This is a genomic window from Proteus sp. TJ1640, assembly GCF_003144445.1.
In the GTDB taxonomy this organism is placed as follows: Bacteria; Pseudomonadota; Gammaproteobacteria; order Enterobacterales; family Enterobacteriaceae; genus Proteus; species Proteus penneri.
This window is the reverse complement of the sequence record NZ_PENY01000021.1, coordinates 408776-430913: the sequence shown is the minus strand read 5'-3', so window position 1 is coordinate 430913 and position 22138 is coordinate 408776. Positions and strand designations below refer to the sequence as shown.

Genomic DNA, 22138 nt, shown 5'->3' with positions numbered 1-22138 from the left:
GATTCGAACTCTAGGATGGTTTCCCATCGGCGGTTTTCAAGACCGCTGCCTTCAGCCACTCGGCCATCCTTCCATAGCGCGAAATTATGCCTATCTCTGACCCCGCTGTCTAGCTCCGATTGTAAAAAAATTGAATTTTTTAGTTTGTTTGCTCAAAGTTCATCCGAATATCCCTTTTAAAGTGATAACCTGTTAATATAATGGCCGAATAATGATGACTGTTTATTCTATTTTTAAATTACATTGTCTCTTAAGGGCTCGCAAACTGAATGCGTACATTGAACCAACTCAAGCCAAATACACTAACTCGTCTATATGCCCTGTTTCTTCTTTTTATGGTCATATCGCTTTTTTTATACGCTTACAGCTATTTCAACACTTGGCTAGATAGCAAAAAAAACGCGATAAACAATACGACTCAAAAATTCGCGCGGCAGGTTGAAGATTATCGCTATCACTCTAATCAGCTTTTCCAGTTATCAAATAAAATAGCTGATACCTCAATATTCCCTATATTGCGACTTAATCCAATAAAATTACGTTCTGATGTATTTTGGCTTGAAGGTCGAGACCAAACCGTAGATTCTATTATATTTGGTAAACCCAATGAGCAAACCTTTCAGTTGGCACAACGATTCGCAAATTCACTCGAAATTCTTTGGGGTGTACGTAATGATTACAGTTCACTTTATTATTTAAATGGTAAAGGAAATGATCTTATCTTAATTACGACCCATTCTGTGCTTAAGCCAGAGATCCGTTACAAAGAAAGCTATTTAACATTAACGGCTGAAAATAAACGGTCTGAGTTATTGATGCAATCAACAGCATTAGATGAAAAAGAGAGTCTTTCACCTATTAGGAAAATGTCTACAGAAAACATTTATTACTATACTTATCGTATTATGTTTAATGTGCCGGGTCAGTTAACCAGCGTAGTGGCGTTTGATTTGCCTATCAATAATTTCTTACCTTCAGAGTTATCTCCACACTACTTAAGATTACTGCCAACAGGTCAGCAAACTGTCTATGACAAGAATGACATTGAAATATCAACCGACGGCTCATCACTGATTTTTTCTCAACCAATTATTGGTATCCCCTATTCACTCTCTTATGAATACCCAATGAAGTCGATGATCAAAGAAATTGTCTACAAAAATATTTGGTTATTAATCAGCTTAATGGTATTTGTTTCTATTTCCGTTTTTGGCCATATCTATATCCGTAATAAGTACGTTTACCCTTATATCTCTATGACACGTAATCTACGGATCAAAGAAGAGATGACTAACGACATCATTTCAAATCTCCCGATAGGATTATTAGTCTATAATTTTTCCTCTAATCATAAGATTATTAGTAACAGTTATGCAGAAAAATTATTACCTCATATCGATTTATCTAAGATCCGCCAAATGGCAGTTGAGCACAATGGTTTAATCCAAACAGCCATCAACAACGAAATTTATGAAATAAGAACAAGTAATAATAACAATATTGACAATACATCATTATTCATATTTCTGAATAAAGATAACGAAGCTCTTATCAACAAAAAATTACAACTTGCACAGCAAGAATATGAGAAAAATACCATCGCTCGACGCAAGATTTTATCTAATATGTCATTAGAATTAATGCGCCCCATTAAAGATATAAATGAGATGGTTTATCAATTCAAAGATTTATTACCCGAAGATACTCATCAACAATTGCTTAGTTTATTATTAGAGAAAACAAATTACATTTCTGAATGGATAGAAAACATTACATTAATTAATAAGTTAGAAAATCAAGAATGGAAAATACATAAGGATGAATTTGAACTATCAACATTAGTTGAATCTATTCTGACAACAGCATCACCTTTTATGATAAGAAAAGGCTTAACACTTTATTTCCACAATAATATAAAGCCTGGGTTACTTTTAATTAACGATGGTCCCGCATTAAGTAAGATTATTTTATCATTGATTAATTATGCCATTAGTACGACTAATTATGGAAAGATAACCGTTAATCTAAATTTAGTTAAAGATGAAGATGAAGAAAAGATAGTGATTGATATTATTGACAGTGGAAGTGGGCTTACACCTCAAGACATTGCTAATATAAAATACCCATTCTTAGGCCAAGCTATGGGAGACAAATATTATTCTAATTCAGGTATCATTTTTTATTTATGCCATTTGCTGTGTAATAAGATACAGGGAGAATTAACTATTAAGAGCCAAGAAAGTATTGGTTCTCATTTCCGAATTGCACTCCCATACCAGCATATAGATACAGAAGAACGGACTTTTAACGTATTATTAGAAGGAATAAACGCAAAACTCGCCATAAAAAACCCTGAAATAGAAAAAATCATTCGCCAACAGCTTGATAAATATGGTGCTACATACTTTGATAAAAATAGAGAGAATCTTTATCCTGAATACGATATCATACTTAGGGATACACCGAATGATAATCCTGAATCTCCAACAATATTATTAATAAGCTCTGTTGTTGGTTTCGAAAAAATATCAAAAGATTTAATAAAGTGTAACTATAACTTCGGTGACCCTTTAATTGAGGCTATTACTTATTTAATTGAAGAAAATGAGTCAATTTCCCTAGATACAACTAAAGAGAGTATTTGGGATGAAAATAATAACCTTGATAAATACGAAGTAATTCTTAATAATTACAGGAAGAAGTTGAATGGTAGTGATTATAAGGAACTATTTATCAGTACTGTTCCTATTGATGTTGAAAAACTACACTTAGAAGCAACAAATAAAGACTTTCATTCTCTAGCCCAGACAACTCATCGTCTAAAAGGTGTTTTTGCCATGTTAGATTTAGAATATCTCAGAGAAAGCTGTGAATATTTAGAGCATGACATAAAAAATCATAATGAATTAGAGATCAAAGAACGTATCACTCAACTGGATAAATGGATTCAACAGTTGCTGCAGCAAGGTAACAATTAAACATGAATAACCTTAATATTATTATTGCCGATGATCACCCAATCGTTTTATTCGGTATTCGTAAATCTTTAGAACAAATTGAATGGGTCAATGTTGTAGGTGAGTTTGAAGATTCAACTTCACTTATCAATAACTTACCTAAGTTAAATGTTGATGCTTTAATTACTGACTTATCTATGCCTGGCGATAAGTATGGTGATGGTATTACACTCATTAAGTACATTAAAAGACATTATCCCAATTTGTCGATTATTGTACTAACAATGAATAACAACCCTGCTATTTTGAGCGCAGTCCTTGATCTTGAAATTGAAGGTATTGTGCTTAAGCAAGGAGCGCCAACTGACCTGCCAAAAGCATTGGCTGCACTACAAAAAGGCAAGAAATTTATGCCTGAAAGCGTTGCGAAGCTACTTGAAAAAGTAAATGCTAATGGTTATGGCGATAAACGTTTATCACCCAAAGAAAGTGAAGTACTAAGATTATTTGCTGAAGGCTTCCTTGTGACCGAAATCGCCAAAAAACTCAATCGCAGTATTAAAACGATTAGTAGTCAGAAAAAATCAGCTATGATGAAATTAGGTGTCGATAACGATATCGCATTGCTTAATTACTTGTCATCAGTGACTATTGATAAGGAAATTAACGGCCCAGATTAATTTCACCGTAATTGCCTTAACCGAGTCGATAAAATCAGGAAGCTCAACCCGTTGCGGGAGCTTCTCTGTTTTTTTGTTTTTTTACTCTTTATCACTCATTCTCTTTGCACTTATTTCTCTTTCCTTGCAAATACTTTCCATTGAAGCACCTTATAAGCTGCATAGCATAACTTATATTTTTTCATACCGTTACTAGGTTTAAGCTTATAGACTGTTGCAGAAACGCTCTCACTCTCCTTTTAATCAACTAGTATTATTTCTGCTTTTTGTTTCATTTTATCTATCAAAATGCTTTGTAATTACGTTATTTTTGCCTTATGAGGTTTAAAAACAGACAAAGACTAATAAATTAGTCTTTGTCTGTTTACTTATTTTATCGTTCTCTATTTAGAATTATTCTTTAGAAATATATTTCACCAATACTTCTCTTAAAATAGAGAGCGAAACAGGTTTAGATACACAATCATTCATTCCTGCATCAATACAGCGTTGCTTTTCTTCTGCTATTGCATTCGCCGTCACCCCTATCACAGGCATATTACTACCCATTTCTCTTATATGTGTTGCCAACTGATAACCATTCATATTTGGCATATTGACATCCGTCAGAACGATATCAACATGATTTTTAGTTAAATATGTTAATGCATCACAGCCATCTTCTGCTGTTGCTGTATTAAAGCCAATTTTTTTCAATTGATCGGTCAACAATAAACGATTTATTGGATGATCGTCGACAATAAGGATAGTTAAGGTTTGTAAGCGACAATCCGTATCTTGCTTCACGATCTCCACACAATTTGCTTCAACTTTACTTTGTGGCAATTGCAGTATTATTTTTGTTAAATCGTTTAGCTTATAAGTACTGCATACCCATACGTTTTCAGCTATTTTTTTCAATGGTTCAAAGTAATGCTCATTGATCCTAATCAACTGGCAGTTATCTTTTCTTGGTGCATCGTAATCTGTAATAATAAAATCGGTTGAAGATATCACCTCTTCTTCGGTAAACAATTCACAACTCAAACCAAAGTAACGAAGGTATCTACCAATAAATCCTTCTAAATAAAGATTTTTAATATCAATAAAGCAACGAACATGACTTTCTTTATAAATATTCTGTTTAGAATTAGGATCTATTCCATCTAAGGCACCATAAAGAGGTATACGGATCGTAAAGCGACTACCAATATTTTCTTGGGAAACAACGCTAATATCGCCATCCATCAAGTTGATCAACTTTTCACAAATAGCTAAACCTAACCCTGTTCCCTCTGATGCGCTTTCTGTATTCTGTGACACTTGAAAGAATGGTTCAAAAAGCTCATGCAATGCTTTGTCACTGATCCCTCGTCCTGTATCATGAATATCAAAATAGAGATAATAATCATCTTTATAAAGATGTAAGGTAATACACCCGGTCGTAGTAAATTTAATACTGTTATTCAACAGATTAGAGATAACTTGTTGTACACGCACAGGATCACTATTTACAATTTTAGGTACATCAGGTTCGATAAAACAGTAAATAGCCAAGCCTTTTTTCGCAATCAAAGGTAAATAGTTTGAGATAACAAAAGATAACACTTGGCGACAATTAAATGGCTTAATATCAATTTTTAACTGTTTAGATTCAATTTTCGAAAAATCGAGGATATCACTAATAATTTTTAGTAATAATGATGAAGAGTTATCCATCGTTTTTAGCAATCGAGCGGTATCATCACTTTGTGTAAGAGATTGCAATAGCTCTAAATTACCAATAATGCCATAAAGTGGCGTTCGTAATTCATGGCTGACTGTTGCCAAGAACATCGATTTAGCTTGGTTAGCTTGCTCCGCTGCTGTTGCCATATTTTGTAGTGAACGCTCCATTTTAACCCGTGAGCTGATATCCACTAAAACACAAATAGCCACATCTTCATTTTGATAACGTGAGTTAACAAAGCTTATTTGCAGATGATTACGATTGTTGGTCACGACATCAACCATGTTGCTACTTTTCTCGGCAATAATAGAGAGGATATTTTGTTTATCACTATGGCTAAGTAAACGGAAATAGTTATGTGCTAGCTCGTTACTTAAAATAATCATGCCATCACGTATTCTGAGAATACTGATCCCAACTGGTGCTGATGCCACAATCTTATGGTTAAATTGCTCGTGCTCTTCTAGGCGAGAAGCATTATTTTCTGCTGGGGAGAATATTTTTCTCTCAAAGATCCATACAAAGATAAAAATCATAATGGCTGAAATAATATTTAAGATCAGCGCATTGAAAATCGTGAATTTAAATTCATTTAAAATTTGCTTGAGTGGTAATGAATACACCACACTAAAAGACGAGGGCAATAATTTACGCTTAGCAACCAAATCGCTAAAGTCTTCATCAAAGCCAAAATAAGGTGCGCTGACATCAGGAACTTGTTTAACTAAATGATAAGTATTTTCTGCAGGATAGCTTAAAACTGTAGTATTTCTGTTATTAAGAAGATGAATTGAAATCACTCTATCTTTGGTAGGTGAGAAATATTCAAGACGAATAGCTCTTTCAATACCAATCAGACCAATAAATTTACCTGAAGCATAAACTGGAGACATAACATATAAAATGCCACTATCCCCTTTTGCATCTGGCACAATCCAATATTGGTTAACTTCTTTACCTTGTGCACGTTGATTAATGTAGTTACGTGTATTTTCGTAAACCAATTTTTTCAACATTTCAGTATCGACAGGGGATGCGCGCAAAGGAAAGTTAATCATACACATGCTATGGGAACCAACCATAAAGACTTGGTTTATCCCTTGTAAGGCTGGAGTATTATCTTTCCAATAATATAAGATACTATTAAATGAGCGGAAATAGTTATTTGTTTGCCCTTTAAATAATTCACAATCTGCGGTTTCATTAAGCTTATGAAGTGAAAATGGCCCTTCATAAAATAATGAATTTTTCATATTCGGGTTTAAGTTAATTTGTTCTTGGTGGCGTTCAGCAAGGTATTGTAAATCACGGATAGTGCTGGAGGTTTGCCTAAAGAAACTAAGAAGATTAGTGTAGTTATTACTATACTCTTGCCGAATATCAGATTTAGTATCATTGAAAATATTGATAAGGTAAAACATCGTTAGCAATGCACCCATTGCCCACAACATGATACCTAATATGCGAAAAAGGTAGCGGGAAATTTTTAACGATGTTTTAAAGGACGAGAGATATCTCAAACAACCACCCTAATCAATATTCCTACCGCTCAAGAAACTTATTCTATTCTAGCAGAAGTTACTGTATGTCTGAATGATATGATCTTTATCATCAGGATAATTTTTTCTGATGATAAACTGATCCTACCACATAAAAAAAGCAGGCAATTATGCCTGCTTTCTTTGATTTATACATCACAATAATGATAAATATTATTCTTCGTTCGCATCATCTGCTAAATCTGAATCAGGTGCTTCTGATAACTCTTCGTCAATAACTTCATTAACTTCATCGTCATCTAATGCATCATCTTCATCTTCGACACGTTGCAAACCAACAACTAATTCACCTTCTGTTGTACGAATTAAGGTAACACCTTGTGTATTACGTCCAACAATGCTGACTTCAGAAACACGTGTACGAACTAATGTACCCGCATTGGTGATCATCATGATTTGGTCAGTTTCTTCAACTTGAATCGCACCAACAACTTTACCGTTACGCTCACTCACTTTAATAGAGATAACGCCTTGTGTAGCACGATTCTTCGTTGGGTACTCGCTTTGTGCTGTTCGTTTACCATAACCATTTTCAGTGACAGTTAAAATATCACCGTCACCACGAGGAATGATTAGAGAAACTACTTTGTCGTCATCACTCAGTTTCATACCACGAACACCTGTCGCAGTACGACCCATTGGGCGAACACAGTCTTCTGCAAAGCGAACCACTTTACCATCAGCAGAGAACAGCATAACTTCATTAGTGCTATCGGTTAAATCAACACCGATTAACTCATCACCTTCATTTAAATTAACAGCAATGATACCGGCACTACGAGGACGGCTGAAATCTTGCAAAGGTGTTTTCTTCACGGTTCCGCTTGCCGTCGCCATAAAGACAAACTTGCCTTCTTCATACTCTCTTACAGGCAAAATAGCAGTAATACGTTCATTTTGCTCAAGAGGTAACAAATTGATAATTGGGCGACCACGAGCACCGCGACTTGCTTCTGGTAACTGGTAAACTTTCATCCAGTAGAGACGACCGCGGCTTGAGAAACATAAAATCGTATCATGGGTGTTAGCCACTAATAGACGATCGATAAAGTCTTCTTCTTTAATTCTTGCTGCTGATTTACCCTTACCGCCACGACGCTGTGCTTCATAATCAGTAAGTGGTTGATATTTAACGTAACCTTGATGAGAAAGTGTTACAACAACATTTTCTTCATTGATCAAGTCTTCAATATTAATATCAGCCGTATTTTCAGTGATCTCAGTACGACGTGGATCATTATATTGATCTTTAATCGCATTTAGCTCTTCTCGAATGACTTCCATCAAACGCTCAGGGCTTCTTAAGATATGCAGTAATTCAGCAATTTGAAGCAATAAGTCACGATATTCATCTAACAGTTTTTCATGTTCAAGGCCGGTTAGTTTCTGCAAACGCAGATCCAAAATAGCTTGAGCTTGTTGCTCTGTTAGATAGTACTTACCGTCATGCACACCATATTGTGGTTCTAACCATTCAGGACGAGCAACGTTGCTGTCACCAGCACGCTCTAACATAGTAGAAACACTACCTAAATCCCAAGGCTGTGCAATTAATGCCGCTTTTGCTTCTGCTGGATTTGGTGCTTGACGGATCATTTCAATAACAGGATCAATGTTCGCCAAGGCAACAGCCAGTGCTTCTAAGATATGAGCACGGTCACGCGCTTTACGTAATTCATAAATAGTACGACGAGTAACAACTTCACGACGGTGACGAATAAAGGCAGAGATAATTTCTTTTAAATTTAATAATTTAGGTTGACCTTGGTGAAGCGCAACCATATTAATACCAAAAGAAACCTGCATTTGTGTTTGTGAGAATAAGTGATTTAATACCACTTCACCCACAGCATCACGTTTGATTTCAACGACAATACGCATACCATCTTTATCAGACTCGTCACGTAATCCGCTAATACCTTCAATACGTTTATCTTTAACAAGCTCTGCAATTTTTTCAATTAAGCGAGCTTTATTCACCTGATAAGGAATTTCTGTCACGATAATAGTTTCGCGACCTGTTTTCTCATCAGTTTCGATATCAGCCTGAGCGCGGATATAAATTTTTCCGCGACCAGTACGGTATGCATCTAAAATTCCTCTGCGACCATTAATAATAGCGGCAGTCGGGAAATCAGGCCCCGTAATATGTTCCATCAACTCTTCAATCGTGATGTCTTCGTTATCAACGTAAGCAAGGCAACCATCGATAACTTCGCCTAGGTTATGTGGAGGAATGTTTGTTGCCATCCCTACCGCAATCCCTGAAGAACCATTGACTAACAAGTTTGGAATACGGGTTGGCATTACTGCCGGAATATGTTCTGTTCCATCATAGTTAGGAACAAAATCAACCGTTTCTTTTTCCAAATCCGCCAGCAGTTCATGGGCGATTTTCGCCATACGAACTTCGGTATAACGCATTGCAGCCGCCGAGTCACCATCAACTGACCCGAAGTTACCCTGCCCGTCAACCAACATGTAACGCATAGAAAAAGGCTGTGCTAAACGAACAATCGTTTCATAAACAGCACTGTCACCGTGCGGGTGATATTTACCGATAACATCCCCAACAACACGGGCTGATTTTTTATAAGGTTTATTCCAATCGTTTCCTAGTACATTCATCGCGAAAAGAACTCGGCGGTGTACTGGCTTCAGTCCGTCTCGAACATCGGGTAATGCGCGTCCTACAATAACAGACATCGCATAATCCAAATATGAGCTTTTCAGCTCTTCTTCGATATTAACTGGTGTGATTTCTCTGGCAATGTCGCTCATGGAGCCACTGTCCCTCATACTACGGATTCAAAGGTTTAGAACTATACCACAAATCGCCAATTTTTGGAAAAAGGAAACAACTAAATTAATGATCCTTTCGCTATTCTCTTCGATTTCACCGTCTAACGTTGGTAGAATCATGACAATATGAAAATAGGAGTAATACTTTCTGATGAATGATAAAACAACCTCTTTACATGCTAACGTGGATCAGCATGAAATCGACAAGTTTGAAAGCGTTGCATCACGCTGGTGGGATCTTGAAGGTGAATTTAAGCCATTACACCGCATCAACCCACTAAGACTTAACTATATCCAAGAACGCGCTGACGGCTTATTTGGAAAAAAAGTCCTCGATGTTGGCTGTGGTGGCGGTATCTTATCTGAAAGTATGGCGTGTGTCGGTGCCGAAGTGACTGGCCTTGATATGGGCACAGAGCCATTACAAGTTGCACGCTTGCACTCACTAGAGTCAGGTATTCCTGTGACTTATATTCAAGATACCGTTGAAAACCATGCAAATGAAAACCCACAAAATTACGATGTTGTCACCTGTATGGAGATGTTAGAGCACGTTCCAGACCCATCTTCTGTTGTTAGAGCCTGTGCAAAACTGGTAAAACCTGGCGGGCATGTTTTCTTTTCAACCATCAATCGTAATAAGAAAGCGTGGCTAATGCTGGTGGTAGGTGCAGAGTATATTCTGAATATGGTACCTAAGGGCACACATGATGCTAATAAGTTTATTCGCCCGTCAGAATTACTTAGTTGGGTCGATGAAACCGATTTACGTTGCAAAAATATGATTGGTTTACATTATAACCCGATCACTGACAAATTCAGATTAGCGCCAAATGTCGATGTGAATTATATGGTGCACACACAATCGACACATAACTCGAATTCATGAAACCGAAAGTTTGATTTGGTCTAATAAAACATCAAACGATCACATTTTTTAAAATTGACTTTACATCGTTGCCACTTGAATTTGTGTTTCTTACTGCCTGTATTTATGCAGGGTACGGGCAGTTGTTAAAAAATTTATCCCCTATTTATCCACAGAAACAATCCGATTTGTACACTTGATCAATCTCTCAATTACCTTTATCTTGTTATCACCATTTGAACCAACCCCTATATATTGTGTTTCCTTAAATTTCACACCACAAGACTCCTTGACATAGTTTGTCATCGGGAGCGTTTTTTTGCGGTATAAAATTTCAGGTAACACTCATGCAAGATAAGGTGCATCGCTCATGAATCATAGCCTGCTTGTCACAAAACGTGATGGTCATAAAGAACGCATTGACTTAGACAAAATTCACCGTGTTATCGCCTGGGCCGCTGAAGGTCTAGAAAATGTCTCAGTATCTCAAGTTGAATTACGTTCTCAGATTCAGTTTTATGATGGTATCAAAACTGCTGATATCCATGAAACGCTGGTAAAAGCTGCTGCAGACTTAATCTCTGGTGATACACCTGATTATCAGTATCTCGCTGCCCGTCTTGCCGTATTTAATTTACGTAAAAAAGCGTATGGCCAATTTGAGCCACCCAAACTGTATGATCACGTTAAAAAATTAGTCGATTTAGGCAAATACGATCGTCATCTTCTTGAAGATTACACACAAGAAGAGTTCGAACAGATGGATAACTTTATTGTTCATCAACGTGATATGAATTTCTCCTACGCGGCGGTTAAACAGTTAGAAGGCAAATACTTCGTTCAAAACCGTATTACAGGTGAAATTTACGAAAGTGCACAGTTCTTATATGTTTTAGTCGCGGCTTGCTTGTTCTCTCGTTATCCACAAGCAACACGTATGGACTATATCGAACGTTTCTATAATGCGATTTCAACCTTTAAAATCTCATTACCAACACCAATCATGGCTGGAGTAAGAACCCCAACTCGTCAATTTAGCTCTTGTGTTTTAATTGAGTGTGACGATAGCCTTGATTCTATCAATGCGACATCAAGTGCCATTGTAAAATATGTTTCTCAACGTGCGGGGATTGGTATTAATGCTGGTCGTATTCGTGCATTAGGTAGTGCTATTCGTAATGGTGAAGCATTCCACACTGGTTGTATTCCGTTTTATAAACACTTCCAGACTGCGGTAAAATCTTGCTCACAAGGTGGTGTTCGTGGTGGTGCAGCAACCTTATTCTATCCATTATGGCATTTAGAAGTTGAAAGTCTGCTGGTACTGAAAAATAATCGTGGTGTTGAAGATAACCGTGTTCGTCATTTAGATTACGGCGTTCAGTTAAATAAATTAATGTATGAACGTTTAATCAAAGGTCAGGATATTACTTTATTCAGCCCTTCTGATGTTCCAGGTTTATATGATGCATTCTTTGCTGATCAAGATGAATTTGAACGTCTATATGTGCAATATGAGAAAGATAAGAGCATCCGCCAAAAACAAGTTAAAGCGGTTGAGTTATTCTCATTAATGATGCAAGAACGTGCCTCAACTGGCCGTATTTACATTCAGAATGTTGACCACTGTAATACACATAGCCCATTTGATCCGGCTGTTGCACCAATTCGCCAATCAAACTTATGCTTAGAAATTGCACTACCCACTAAGCCATTAAATGATATTAAAGATCCTAATGGTGAAATTGCACTGTGTACATTATCTGCATTTAACTTAGGCGCAATTGAAAATCTTGATGATTTAGAAGAACTGGCTCGTTTAGCCGTTCGTTCACTGGATGCACTATTAGACTACCAAGATTATCCAATCTTAGCGGCAAAACAAGGTGCAATGGGTCGTCGTACCTTAGGGATTGGTGTTATTAACTTTGCTTATTATTTAGCAAAACACGGTGTTCGCTACTCTGATGGTAGTGCAAATAACTTAACCCATCGTGCATTTGAAGCAATTCAATACTATTTATTAAAAGCATCGAATGAATTAGCGAAAGAACAAGGCGCATGCCCATGGTTTAATGAAACCACTTACGCTGAAGGTATTTTACCTATTGATACCTATAAAAAATCATTAGATGTTCTGACAAAAGAACCTCTGCATTACGACTGGGAAGGCTTACGCAAAGACATTAAAGAGCACGGTTTACGTAACTCAACTCTGTCTGCACTGATGCCATCAGAAACCTCTTCACAGATTTCGAATGCGACCAATGGTATCGAGCCACCTCGTGGTTATATCAGTATTAAAGCCTCTAAAGACGGTATTTTACGTCAAGTGGTTCCTGAGTATGAGCGTTTGAAAGGCGCTTATGAATTACTGTGGCAAATGCCAAGTATTGAAGGTTATTTGCAGTTAGTGGGTATTATGCAAAAATTCGTTGACCAAGCGATTTCAGCGAACACTAACTACGATCCTACTCGTTTCCCTAGCGGTAAAGTTCCAATGAACCAACTGCTGAAAGATTTGCTGCTCGCTTACAAATATGGTGTAAAAACACTTTATTATCACAATACCCGTGACGGTGCAGACGATGTACAGGGTGATCTGGAAGAAGTCGTTGAGACAGAAGATTCAGATTGTGAAGGCGGCGCGTGTAAAATTTAATTGAGGAAGCTATGTCTTATACTACTTTTTCACAAGTTAAAAATGATCAACTTCAGGAGCCCATGTTTTTTGGGCAACCTGTTAACGTAGCGCGTTATGATCAGCAAAAATACCCTATTTTTGAAAAGCTAATTGAAAAACAGCTCTCTTTCTTCTGGCGTCCAGAAGAAGTGGACGTTTCTCGTGATCGTATTGACTACAATGCGTTACCTGATCATGAAAAACATATTTTTATTAGTAATTTAAAATATCAAACTCTGTTGGATTCAATTCAAGGAAGAAGCCCTAATGTGGCATTCTTACCTTTAATCTCAATCCCTGAGTTAGAGACATGGGTTGAAACATGGTCATTTTCTGAAACCATTCACTCACGCTCTTATACTCATATTATTCGTAATATTGTTAACGATCCGTCAGTTGTGTTTGATGATATCGTTGAAAATGAAGAAATTTTAAAACGCGCGCGTGATATTTCTTCTTATTATGATGAGTTAATCAATCTGACCAACCTTTATCACATGTATGGCGAAGGCGACCATCAGGTTAAAGGCAAAACGGTTCATGTCACGTTACGCAAATTAAAGAAACAGCTTTATTTGTGCTTAATGAGCGTTAACGCACTCGAAGCAATTCGTTTCTACGTTAGCTTTGCCTGTTCATTTGCCTTTGCTGAGCGTGAACTGATGGAAGGTAACGCAAAAATTATTAGACTCATCGCTCGTGACGAAGCGCTACACTTAACAGGTACACAGCACATGCTGAATTTACTGCGTTCGGGTCAAGATGATCCTGAAATGGCAGAGATTGCAGAGGAATGTGAGCAAGAGTGTTATGACCTGTTCGTTGAAGCTGCTGAGCAAGAAAAAGAGTGGGCTGAATACCTATTCTCTGAAGGCTCAATGATTGGTTTAAATAAAGATATCCTTTGTCAATATGTTGAATATATTACTAATATTCGCATGCAAGCAGTGGGTCTTAAATTACCATTTAAAGCACGCTCTAACCCTATTCCATGGATCAATGCATGGTTAGTGTCTGACAACGTTCAAGTTGCGCCTCAAGAAGTTGAAGTCAGTTCTTACCTTGTGGGTCAAATTGATTCACAAGTTGATACTGATGACTTAAGTAACTTTGAACTGTAATACTGAGAAATAACACCGATACGTTATGGCATCTCATAAAGTGACCCTGCATCAGCAGGGTCTTTCAAAACCTTTAGAATTTCATACTGACACCCATCCTTCTTTGCTTGATGCATTAGAACATGGGAAAGTTGAAGTCGAATATCAATGTCGTGAAGGCTATTGTGGCTCTTGTCGTCTACGTTTAGTGAAAGGCAAAGTCTGTTATAGCAACGAGCCTTTAGCATTTATCCAGCCTGATGAAATCTTACCTTGTAGCTGCCATCCCATCAGTGATATTGAAATAGAAATCTACTCAGAATAATTTGAATTATCTTAATTTAAGCTTTTTTCTAACATTCTTGTTCAACTTTGACTAAGGTTAAGTTAACACAGTAAAAAAAGGAAAAGCATTATGAAATTAAAGTCTATTTTCTCAGTCATTGCTATTTCTACATCAATCTTGCTCGTTGCTGGCTGTTCCAGTCCACAAAAAATTGAAACCGTAAATGGGGAAACAATTTTAACGACAGATAAACCCCAAGAAGATGAAACAACGGGATTAATTACCTACAAAGATGCAGAAACTGGGCAGCTCAAACAAATTAATCGAGATCAAATAAGACGAATGGTAGAACTTGACGATTAATGCGCTTATAAACTTTTCTCTTAAAGCGCCAATTCATTTTTATGATTGGCGTTTTTTTATTCACAATATCTTTTTTGTAAACCAATCATTACACTAAACGTAATTAAAATTTGACAGAAATTTACCATTCTTATACTCTGCATTTTTAAGTAAATAAATAGTCTAGTGAATAGAGGATCTTGTGAAGAATCGCACTATAGGCAGTGTTTTTATTGTTGCAGGAACAACAATTGGGGCAGGTATGCTGGCAATGCCACTGGCTGCTGTGGGTATTGGCTTTAGCACGATGATGCTATTGCTTGTTGGTTTATGGTTATTGATGAGTTATACCGCATTACTTCTGGTGGAAGTTTATCAATACAACGACCCTCATACTGGCCTTGGCTCTATCGCAAAACGCTATCTCGGTATAGGTGGTCAAGTCATCACTGGGCTTGCACTATTGTTATTAATGTATGCGTTAACCACTGCTTATATTAGTGGTGCGGGTGAATTGCTTTCATCTACCCTATCCTCTTGGATTGGTCATAAACTCTCTGTCACACAAGGTATTATTATCTTTACAGTGATTGGCGGAGCTGTAGTCGGAATTGGTACAACATCGGTTGATATAATTAACCGTCTATTGTTTACCGCAAAAGTTTTCTTCCTCATATTTATGCTGATTGTGATGTTACCTCACGTTGAGTCAGTAAACTTAACCTCAATGCCTGTGGCGTATGGGCTTGTTCTTTCTGCTATTCCTGTTATTTTTACCTCATTTGGTTTTCACGGCAGTGTGCCAAGTATCGTCAGCTACATGAATGGCGATATTAAAAAGCTACGTATTATCTTTATTACTGGTAGTGCTATTCCACTTATTGCTTATATTTTATGGCAAATGGCCACATTAGGCGCCATCCCAACAAATACCTTTATGGGAATTATGGCGCAACAATCAGGTTTAAATGGCCTACTTACCGCTATACGCGATGTTGTTGCTACTCCTCGCGTAAATATTGCTGTTAACCTATTTGCTGCATTAGCTTTGGCTACCTCATTCCTTGGTGTTGCATTAGGTCTATTTGATTATCTTGCGGATTTATTTAAACGCAGTAATCGTGCGACGGGACGTGTACAATCCAGCTTATTAACCTTTGTTCCACCTTTAGTCTGTGCACTCTATTTCCCTAACTTTGTTCAAGCATTAGCCTATGCCGCTATTGCACTGTCGATCTTAGCGTTACTTCTACCAGCTTTATTAGTATGGAGAGTTAGACAAGAAAAAAATAGTGTAGATAAATACAAAGTTAAAGGTGGAAACGGTGCACTAGGTATTGTATTTATTTGTGGACTGGTAGTTATTGGTATTCAAGTTGCTATCACTTTTGATGTATTACCTCAAGTTGGCTAACATCCTTTCCGATATAGCTGTCTTATAGACAATAAAAAGCAGGTGTTAATTTAGACACCTGCTTTTTTTGATTCAGATCTAGCGTCTGGATTAGAAACTTAAGCCTGCACCCACATAGAAACCATCAGCTAATTTATTATTGCTTCTATTATGTGAGTTTTCGATTTCAATCACACGATAACCAGCATTAACATGCAGTGGTTTAAATACCGTTAATTGTGCACCCACATCAGCTTCATAATAAGATTTGCTACCGGAGGTTAATCCTTCAGGAGATGCATAAGCTTCTCCATATAAGCTTAAAGAAGGTAGAACATTCCAGTTAAGTCCAACGCCCCCCGCTAAAGCAGCACCATCATCACCATTTTTGGGTGATAAATAGAGCGCTTTACCACCAACACTTGCTGAAAATGGCCCTAAAGGCAAAGCAAACTTCGCACCTAAGCTACCTAATTGACCATCATGATCACTACGCGCCCAGTTTCCATTAAAAGAAAGGCCCGCATTAGGATCACCTAAACCAGCGCGAACATCAGTATAATGTTTCCCTGCTTGAATATTCATTGATACTGCATTGGCATTTCCAGCCACAAACAACGCACTTATCGCACCGACCAATAAATATTTTTTCATTGTTATTACTCCAGCAAATAATTGTCCCAATATATAATTATACAATAAATTTATTAAACAACTTGAGTCAAAATTGAAAGATAATCTGTAGAATTATCAATCTATGTAAATAAGTTACGTCTATCAATATTATTGGTCTAATTGGTTTTATTAATGAGTTCAATATTGCTAAAGTGGAAATACAGTCAATATTAACCATAATAAGTATAAGGCTGCTCGCTTCGTTTTATTCACACGTGCTGTTTTTTTAGAACGTTTACTATTTCATAAACTGGAGATATGTGATGGAAAAGAAAAAGCTAACAACGGCGTCAGGCGCACCTGTCGTAGACAATAATAACTCGATGACAGCAGGCCCTCGTGGTCCGATGTTACTTCAAGATGTCTGGTTTTTAGAAAAACTAGCTCACTTTGATCGTGAAGTTATCCCAGAAAGACGTATGCACGCAAAAGGCTCTGGTGCTTTTGGTACATTTAAAGTCACTCACGATATTACAAAATATACTCGTGCTAAAATTTTCTCTAAAGTGGGTAAAAAAACAGAAATGTTTGCCCGCTTCTCAACAGTGGCTGGTGAAAGAGGTGCCGCAGACGCCGAACGTGATATTCGTGGTTTTGCGTTAAAATTTTATACTGAAGAAGGTAACTGGGATATGGTGGGTAACAACACCCCTGTTTTCTACCTTCGTGATGCGCTGAAATTTCCAGACTTAAACCACATTGTAAAACGTGATCCTAAAACTAACCTACGCAATATGGCATACAAATGGGATTTCTTTTCTCATTTACCAGAATCATTACACCAATTAACCATTGATATGAGCGACCGCGGTTTACCACAAAGCTATCGTTTTATTCACGGTTTTGGTAGCCATACTTATAGCTTTATTAATAAAGATAATGAGCGTTTCTGGGTTAAATTTCACTTCCGTTGCCAGCAAGGCATTAAAAATCTGATGGATGATGAAGCTGAAGCACTGGTAGGTAAAGATAGAGAAAGCTCACAACGTGATTTATTTGATGCGATTGAACGTGGTGATTTCCCTCGCTGGAATTTACAAATCCAAGTAATGCCAGAAAAAGAAGCATCAAAAGTCCCTTATAATCCTTTTGATTTAACTAAAGTTTGGCCTCATGCTGATTACCCATTAATCGATGTAGGCTATTTCGAGTTAAATCGTAACCCTGAAAACTATTTCTCTGATGTAGAGCAAGCGGCATTTAGCCCCGCTAACATTGTTCCAGGTATTGGTTTCTCCCCAGATAAGATGCTACAAGGTCGTCTATTCTCTTACGGTGACGCACATCGTTATCGTTTAGGTGTTAACCATCATCAGATCCCAGTTAATGCACCAAAATGTCCGTTCCATAATTACCATCGTGATGGTGCAATGCGTGTTGATGGTAATAGTGGTAGCGGTATTACTTACGAGCCAAATAGCGGCGGTATGTTCCAAGAACAGCCTAATTTTAAAGAGCCACCATTATCAATTGAAGGTGCGGCAGATCACTGGAACCATCGCGAAGATGAAGACTACTTCAGTCAACCTCGTGCACTGTATGAATTACTGAGTGATGAAGAGCATCAACGCATGTTTGCTCGTATTGCAGGCGAATTAGTGCAGGCAAGTAAAGATACACAAAAACGTCAAATTGCCCTATTTAAGAAAGTCCATCCTGAATATGGCGCAGGCGTTGAAAAAGCAATAAAAGCGTTAGCAAAAAAAGACGCTAAATAACGGTATAATAAAAAGCCTTGTGAGCAACTCGGCAAAAAACAAAAGACGCCTTCGGGCGTCTTTTTTCTCGTCCAGAAAAAATCTATGCGCTTACCTCGTCTTGATTTAGCATATCAACTAAATGAACTGCCCTTTCACCCATTCTTGCACTTGTTTGCGGGAGATTTTAATTCCACCATTTTTAAGGTTTTCAGGGAGTTGTAAACAAGCAACAGGTCGTTGAAATCCAGCTAAACGCGAATGATACCACTGCGGTAACTGATTGATTATTTCAATATCACTATCGACAACTGCGACTGGACGTTGCCCAAATTCTGCATCATCAATAGGAACAACAAAAGATTGGCTTACACTAGGGTGTGTATTGAGTATTTTCTCAATATCTTCTGGCTGAATACCCTCACCCGCACTAAAAAAAAGATTATCTAATCGCCCTAAAACACACCATTCACCGGCGATAAAACCGCCTTTATCTCGTGTTGAATACCACCCATCAGCTGTAAGTGATAACGGTTTTAATTTACCATCAAACCAATAACCTAAAGCAACGCTATCAGACATTATCTGGAGTTCATCTGCTATCAACCTAACGTCTTTGCCTTGTAGTGGAAGCCCTACTCCTGCTTTACCATCTGCACGTTTCGCACAAACCGTTGATGCCATTTCTGTCATGCCATAACCACACCAGCATTGAATTCCCCAATGTTCTGCTGCTTGCGTTAGCTCAATAGGGATCATGGCTCCCCCTAATAAAACAGATTTTAAAGTAATAGGTTGTTGATTATCTTGCTGCACTCTATTTTGTAAGAAACGCCATAGTTGTGTGGGAACTAAAGAGGCATGAGTACAACCCTGCAACGCATCCACAAATGGGTGCATTTCACGCACCACCAGCGTTGCTCCACGTAATAACCAGCGCCAAACTATACCTTGCCCTGAAACATGAAATAGAGGCAAAGAAAGTAACCAGCTATCACCTTTTTCCAAACGCATTAATGACAAAACACCCATTGCACTGCGAAGATGAGCATCAAAGGTATGTACCGCAGCTTTGGGTAAACCTGATGAGCCTGATGTCAAAATAAGTGTTGCCATACGAGATGGCTCCCATAGAACATCATTTACGGTTTGAGTTTTATATTGACATGACGTGTTACTTAGCTCAATACCACTAAAATCAAGCAATGTCGCCTTTAAATCTAGCGGTGAATCACTCAAATCAGCATAAAAATCAATACATAAGTGAGGCAATAATTCATCAAGTAAAGATTTTGGAAGCTGTGGATTTAAAGGTAAAACCTTAGCACCACATTGAAAAGCAGCCAGTAAGGCAAAAATAAGATTGAGGTGATTTTTTCCACGCAACAGCACAGTGCTTTGTGTATTAACACCTTGTTCCATAAAATGGTTAGCTAACTGATTAATATGACAGCTTAATTGTTGCCATGTAATAGGCGAATTGCCTGAAATGATGGCCGTTTCATTTGGGCTAAATTGTGCCCAGTGATGCCACGGCCATTGTTTAAATTGAACTACTGTTGCCATACAGTCTCTAGCTGTTCAAGAGAGATAAGCGGAATATCCACATCTGGCCAAGGACGAATAAGCTGTTGCTTAATTAAATCAATGGTATCCAGTCCTGGAATGCTATTAGGCGTTAACCATTGTGCAATTCTTGCTAATTGAGTCAGCCCGAAGCTACTCTCAATGCTTGAACTAATAATAGCATCAAGCCCTAAAGCATGTGCTTGCTCAACTAAAGAGCGACAACGTTCAAGGCTTCCCACCAGTGTAGGTTTTATCACAATAGTAGTGACACCAGGTTGTGGTTTTACTTCAAACCCGTCATCTCGTACTGTTTCATCCCAAGCAATATTAATTCCTGTTGCTTGAGAAAAAGCCAGTGACTCTTCTGGTGTTTTGCAAGGCTCTTCTAAGAATGCAATGCGATCACGCCATTGCGGATTAACATACTTCGCAAAGCCTTCTGCTTTGGCTGGTGTCCAACTTCGATTGGCATCGAGTCTGAGTTTTAAGTCAGGAATAGCTTCTAATAACAGATTAACGACTATCCCATCACGCACAGCTTCATATAAGCCCACTTTGATTTTAGCGACTTTTTCACCTTCCATATCATTAAGGCTTAAAATCAAATCATCAGGATCGCCATTACATAAAGGTGCGGCACGATAATTTGCATCTTGTGGCAACGTATCATCAAGCTCTGCTAATGCGCAGCTAATACCAAAAGCCACGCTTGGCAGTTCACTGTGTTCTGGGTTTTCACCCGCACACCAAGCTGTTAACCAAGATTGTGCAGCTTCTTGTGCTTGTTCTAAAGTTTCACGGCTAAACTCAGGAAGAGGTGAAATTTCACCCCATCCTTGTTTGCCATTTTGCTCTAAACAGACAAGAAAACCATCACGCGTTTTTAGCCTTTGATAGCGCAGAACAACGCCTGCATCTACAGGTAGGCTGAATGAATAGAGTTTGGCGTTTCTCATTATGGGTTACGTTTAAATCGAGTGAAATCAGGTTGACGTTTTTCATTAAAGGCGTTGCGACCTTCTTGACCTTCATCAGTCATATAGAACAGCATAGTTGCATTACCCGCTAATTCTTGCAGGCCAGCTTGACCATCACAATCCGCATTTAATGCTGCTTTCAAGCAACGTAATGCCATTGGGCTGTTTTCCAGCATTTCACGACACCAACGAACGGTTTCTTTTTCAAGATCTGCATAAGGAACAACGGTATTAACCAAGCCCATCTCTAATGCTTCTTTCGCATCATATTGACGACATAAGAACCAGATTTCGCGTGCTTTCTTTTGGCCAACAATACGCGCCATATAAGATGCACCCCAACCACCATCGAAAGAACCCACTTTAGGGCCAGTTTGACCAAAAATAGCGTTTTCAGCAGCGATAGTTAAGTCACACATCATATGAAGCACATGACCACCACCGATAGAATAACCGGCGACCATGGCCACAACAGGCTTCGGACAAGTACGGATTTGGCGTTGGAAATCCAACACGTTTAGATGATGTGTACCGCTCTCATCACGATATCCGCCGTAGTCTCCACGAATTTTTTGGTCACCACCAGCGCAGAATGCTTTTTCACCTGCCCCCGTTAAAATGATAGTACCAATGGTGTCATCGTAACGTGCATCAGCTAATGCTTGGATCATCTCTTTCACTGTCAAAGGACGGAAAGCATTACGCACTTGCGGGCGGTTAATCGTAATTTTTGCAATGCCATCGACTGATTTATGATAGAGGATATCTTCAAAACCTTCAGAGCAATCCTGCCATTCAATCGGTGCATATAATTTTTCTTCGCTCGGGTAAAGCATAATTAG

General features: G+C 38.0%; 15 protein-coding genes. 9 read left to right on the top strand and 6 right to left on the bottom strand.

The window, feature by feature from the left end:
• Positions 1-269: 269 nt before the first annotated feature.
• Both rcsD and rcsB read left to right on the top strand, forming a co-directional pair.
• Entirely contained in the window at positions 270-2978 is a 2709-nt protein-coding gene (rcsD, locus tag DK861_RS09430; protein ID WP_109399911.1) for a phosphotransferase RcsD, read from the top strand.
• A 2-nt stretch (positions 2979-2980) separates the two neighbouring features.
• Positions 2981-3637: a response regulator transcription factor RcsB gene (rcsB, locus tag DK861_RS09425; protein WP_006533269.1), complete on the top strand. Its 657-nt coding sequence runs from the start codon at positions 2981-2983 to the stop codon at positions 3635-3637.
• 393 nt (positions 3638-4030) lie between these two features.
• Here the strand turns inward: rcsB and rcsC are convergent, their stop codons facing one another.
• Both rcsC and gyrA read right to left on the bottom strand, forming a co-directional pair.
• Positions 4031-6865 carry a two-component system sensor histidine kinase RcsC gene (gene rcsC, locus DK861_RS09420; RefSeq protein ID WP_109399910.1) on the bottom strand — a complete coding sequence of 945 codons (2835 nt, stop codon included), beginning with the start codon at positions 6863-6865 and terminating at the stop codon, positions 4031-4033.
• A 192-nt stretch (positions 6866-7057) separates the two neighbouring features.
• A complete protein-coding gene (gene gyrA, locus DK861_RS09415) occupies positions 7058-9685 on the bottom strand; it encodes a DNA topoisomerase (ATP-hydrolyzing) subunit A (protein ID WP_072063156.1) in 2628 nt (875 codons plus the stop codon).
• A gap of 172 nt (positions 9686-9857) precedes the next feature.
• On the opposite strand from gyrA, the gene ubiG reads away from it, so the two are divergent.
• The 6 genes from ubiG (at position 9858) to tyrP (ending at position 16399) form a co-directional block, all read left to right on the top strand.
• Positions 9858-10595 carry a bifunctional 2-polyprenyl-6-hydroxyphenol methylase/3-demethylubiquinol 3-O-methyltransferase UbiG gene (ubiG, locus tag DK861_RS09410; protein WP_109399909.1) on the top strand — a complete coding sequence of 246 codons (738 nt, stop codon included), beginning with the start codon at positions 9858-9860 and terminating at the stop codon, positions 10593-10595.
• A gap of 349 nt (positions 10596-10944) precedes the next feature.
• Complete coding sequence (gene nrdA / locus DK861_RS09400) at positions 10945-13236, top strand: class 1a ribonucleoside-diphosphate reductase subunit alpha (protein ID WP_006533275.1); 2292 nt, start codon at positions 10945-10947, stop codon at positions 13234-13236.
• A gap of 11 nt (positions 13237-13247) precedes the next feature.
• Positions 13248-14378: a class Ia ribonucleoside-diphosphate reductase subunit beta gene (nrdB, locus tag DK861_RS09395; protein WP_109395799.1), complete on the top strand. Its 1131-nt coding sequence runs from the start codon at positions 13248-13250 to the stop codon at positions 14376-14378.
• 25 nt (positions 14379-14403) lie between these two features.
• The gene (yfaE, locus tag DK861_RS09390; RefSeq protein ID WP_072063161.1) at positions 14404-14682 is read left to right on the top strand and encodes a class I ribonucleotide reductase maintenance protein YfaE; all 279 of its coding nucleotides are present in this window, start codon (positions 14404-14406) and stop codon (positions 14680-14682) included.
• A gap of 90 nt (positions 14683-14772) precedes the next feature.
• Positions 14773-15006, top strand: coding sequence for a YgdI/YgdR family lipoprotein (locus DK861_RS09385; protein WP_109399907.1), 234 nt, complete (start codon positions 14773-14775; stop codon positions 15004-15006).
• A 241-nt stretch (positions 15007-15247) separates the two neighbouring features.
• Positions 15248-16399, top strand: a complete 1152-nt coding sequence (gene tyrP / locus DK861_RS09380) for a tyrosine transporter TyrP (RefSeq protein ID WP_237584707.1) — start codon at positions 15248-15250, stop codon at positions 16397-16399.
• 90 nt (positions 16400-16489) lie between these two features.
• Here tyrP and DK861_RS09375 read toward each other — a convergent pair whose 3' ends face one another.
• Positions 16490-17032, bottom strand: coding sequence for a YfaZ family outer membrane protein (locus DK861_RS09375; RefSeq protein WP_006533280.1), 543 nt, complete (start codon positions 17030-17032; stop codon positions 16490-16492).
• A gap of 284 nt (positions 17033-17316) precedes the next feature.
• Here DK861_RS09375 and DK861_RS09370 point away from each other — a divergent pair, with 284 nt between their 5' ends.
• Entirely contained in the window at positions 17317-18771 is a 1455-nt protein-coding gene (locus tag DK861_RS09370) for a catalase (protein ID WP_109399905.1), read from the top strand.
• 117 nt (positions 18772-18888) lie between these two features.
• On the opposite strand, the gene menE is transcribed toward DK861_RS09370, so the two are convergent.
• From menE to menB, 3 genes are read right to left on the bottom strand one after another with little or no spacing between them, the layout of a single operon-like run.
• Complete coding sequence (gene menE, locus DK861_RS09365) at positions 18889-20316, bottom strand: o-succinylbenzoate--CoA ligase (protein ID WP_109399904.1); 1428 nt, start codon at positions 20314-20316, stop codon at positions 18889-18891.
• The gene (gene menC, locus DK861_RS09360; protein WP_109399903.1) at positions 20304-21275 is read right to left on the bottom strand and encodes an o-succinylbenzoate synthase; all 972 of its coding nucleotides are present in this window, start codon (positions 21273-21275) and stop codon (positions 20304-20306) included. The genes menE and menC overlap by 13 nt, the downstream gene beginning before the upstream one ends.
• Positions 21275-22132 (bottom strand): 1,4-dihydroxy-2-naphthoyl-CoA synthase, encoded by an 858-nt coding sequence (gene menB / locus DK861_RS09355; RefSeq protein WP_023581739.1) that lies wholly within the window; start codon positions 22130-22132, stop codon positions 21275-21277. The genes menC and menB overlap by 1 nt, the downstream gene beginning before the upstream one ends.
• Positions 22133-22138: the final 6 nt, after the last annotated feature.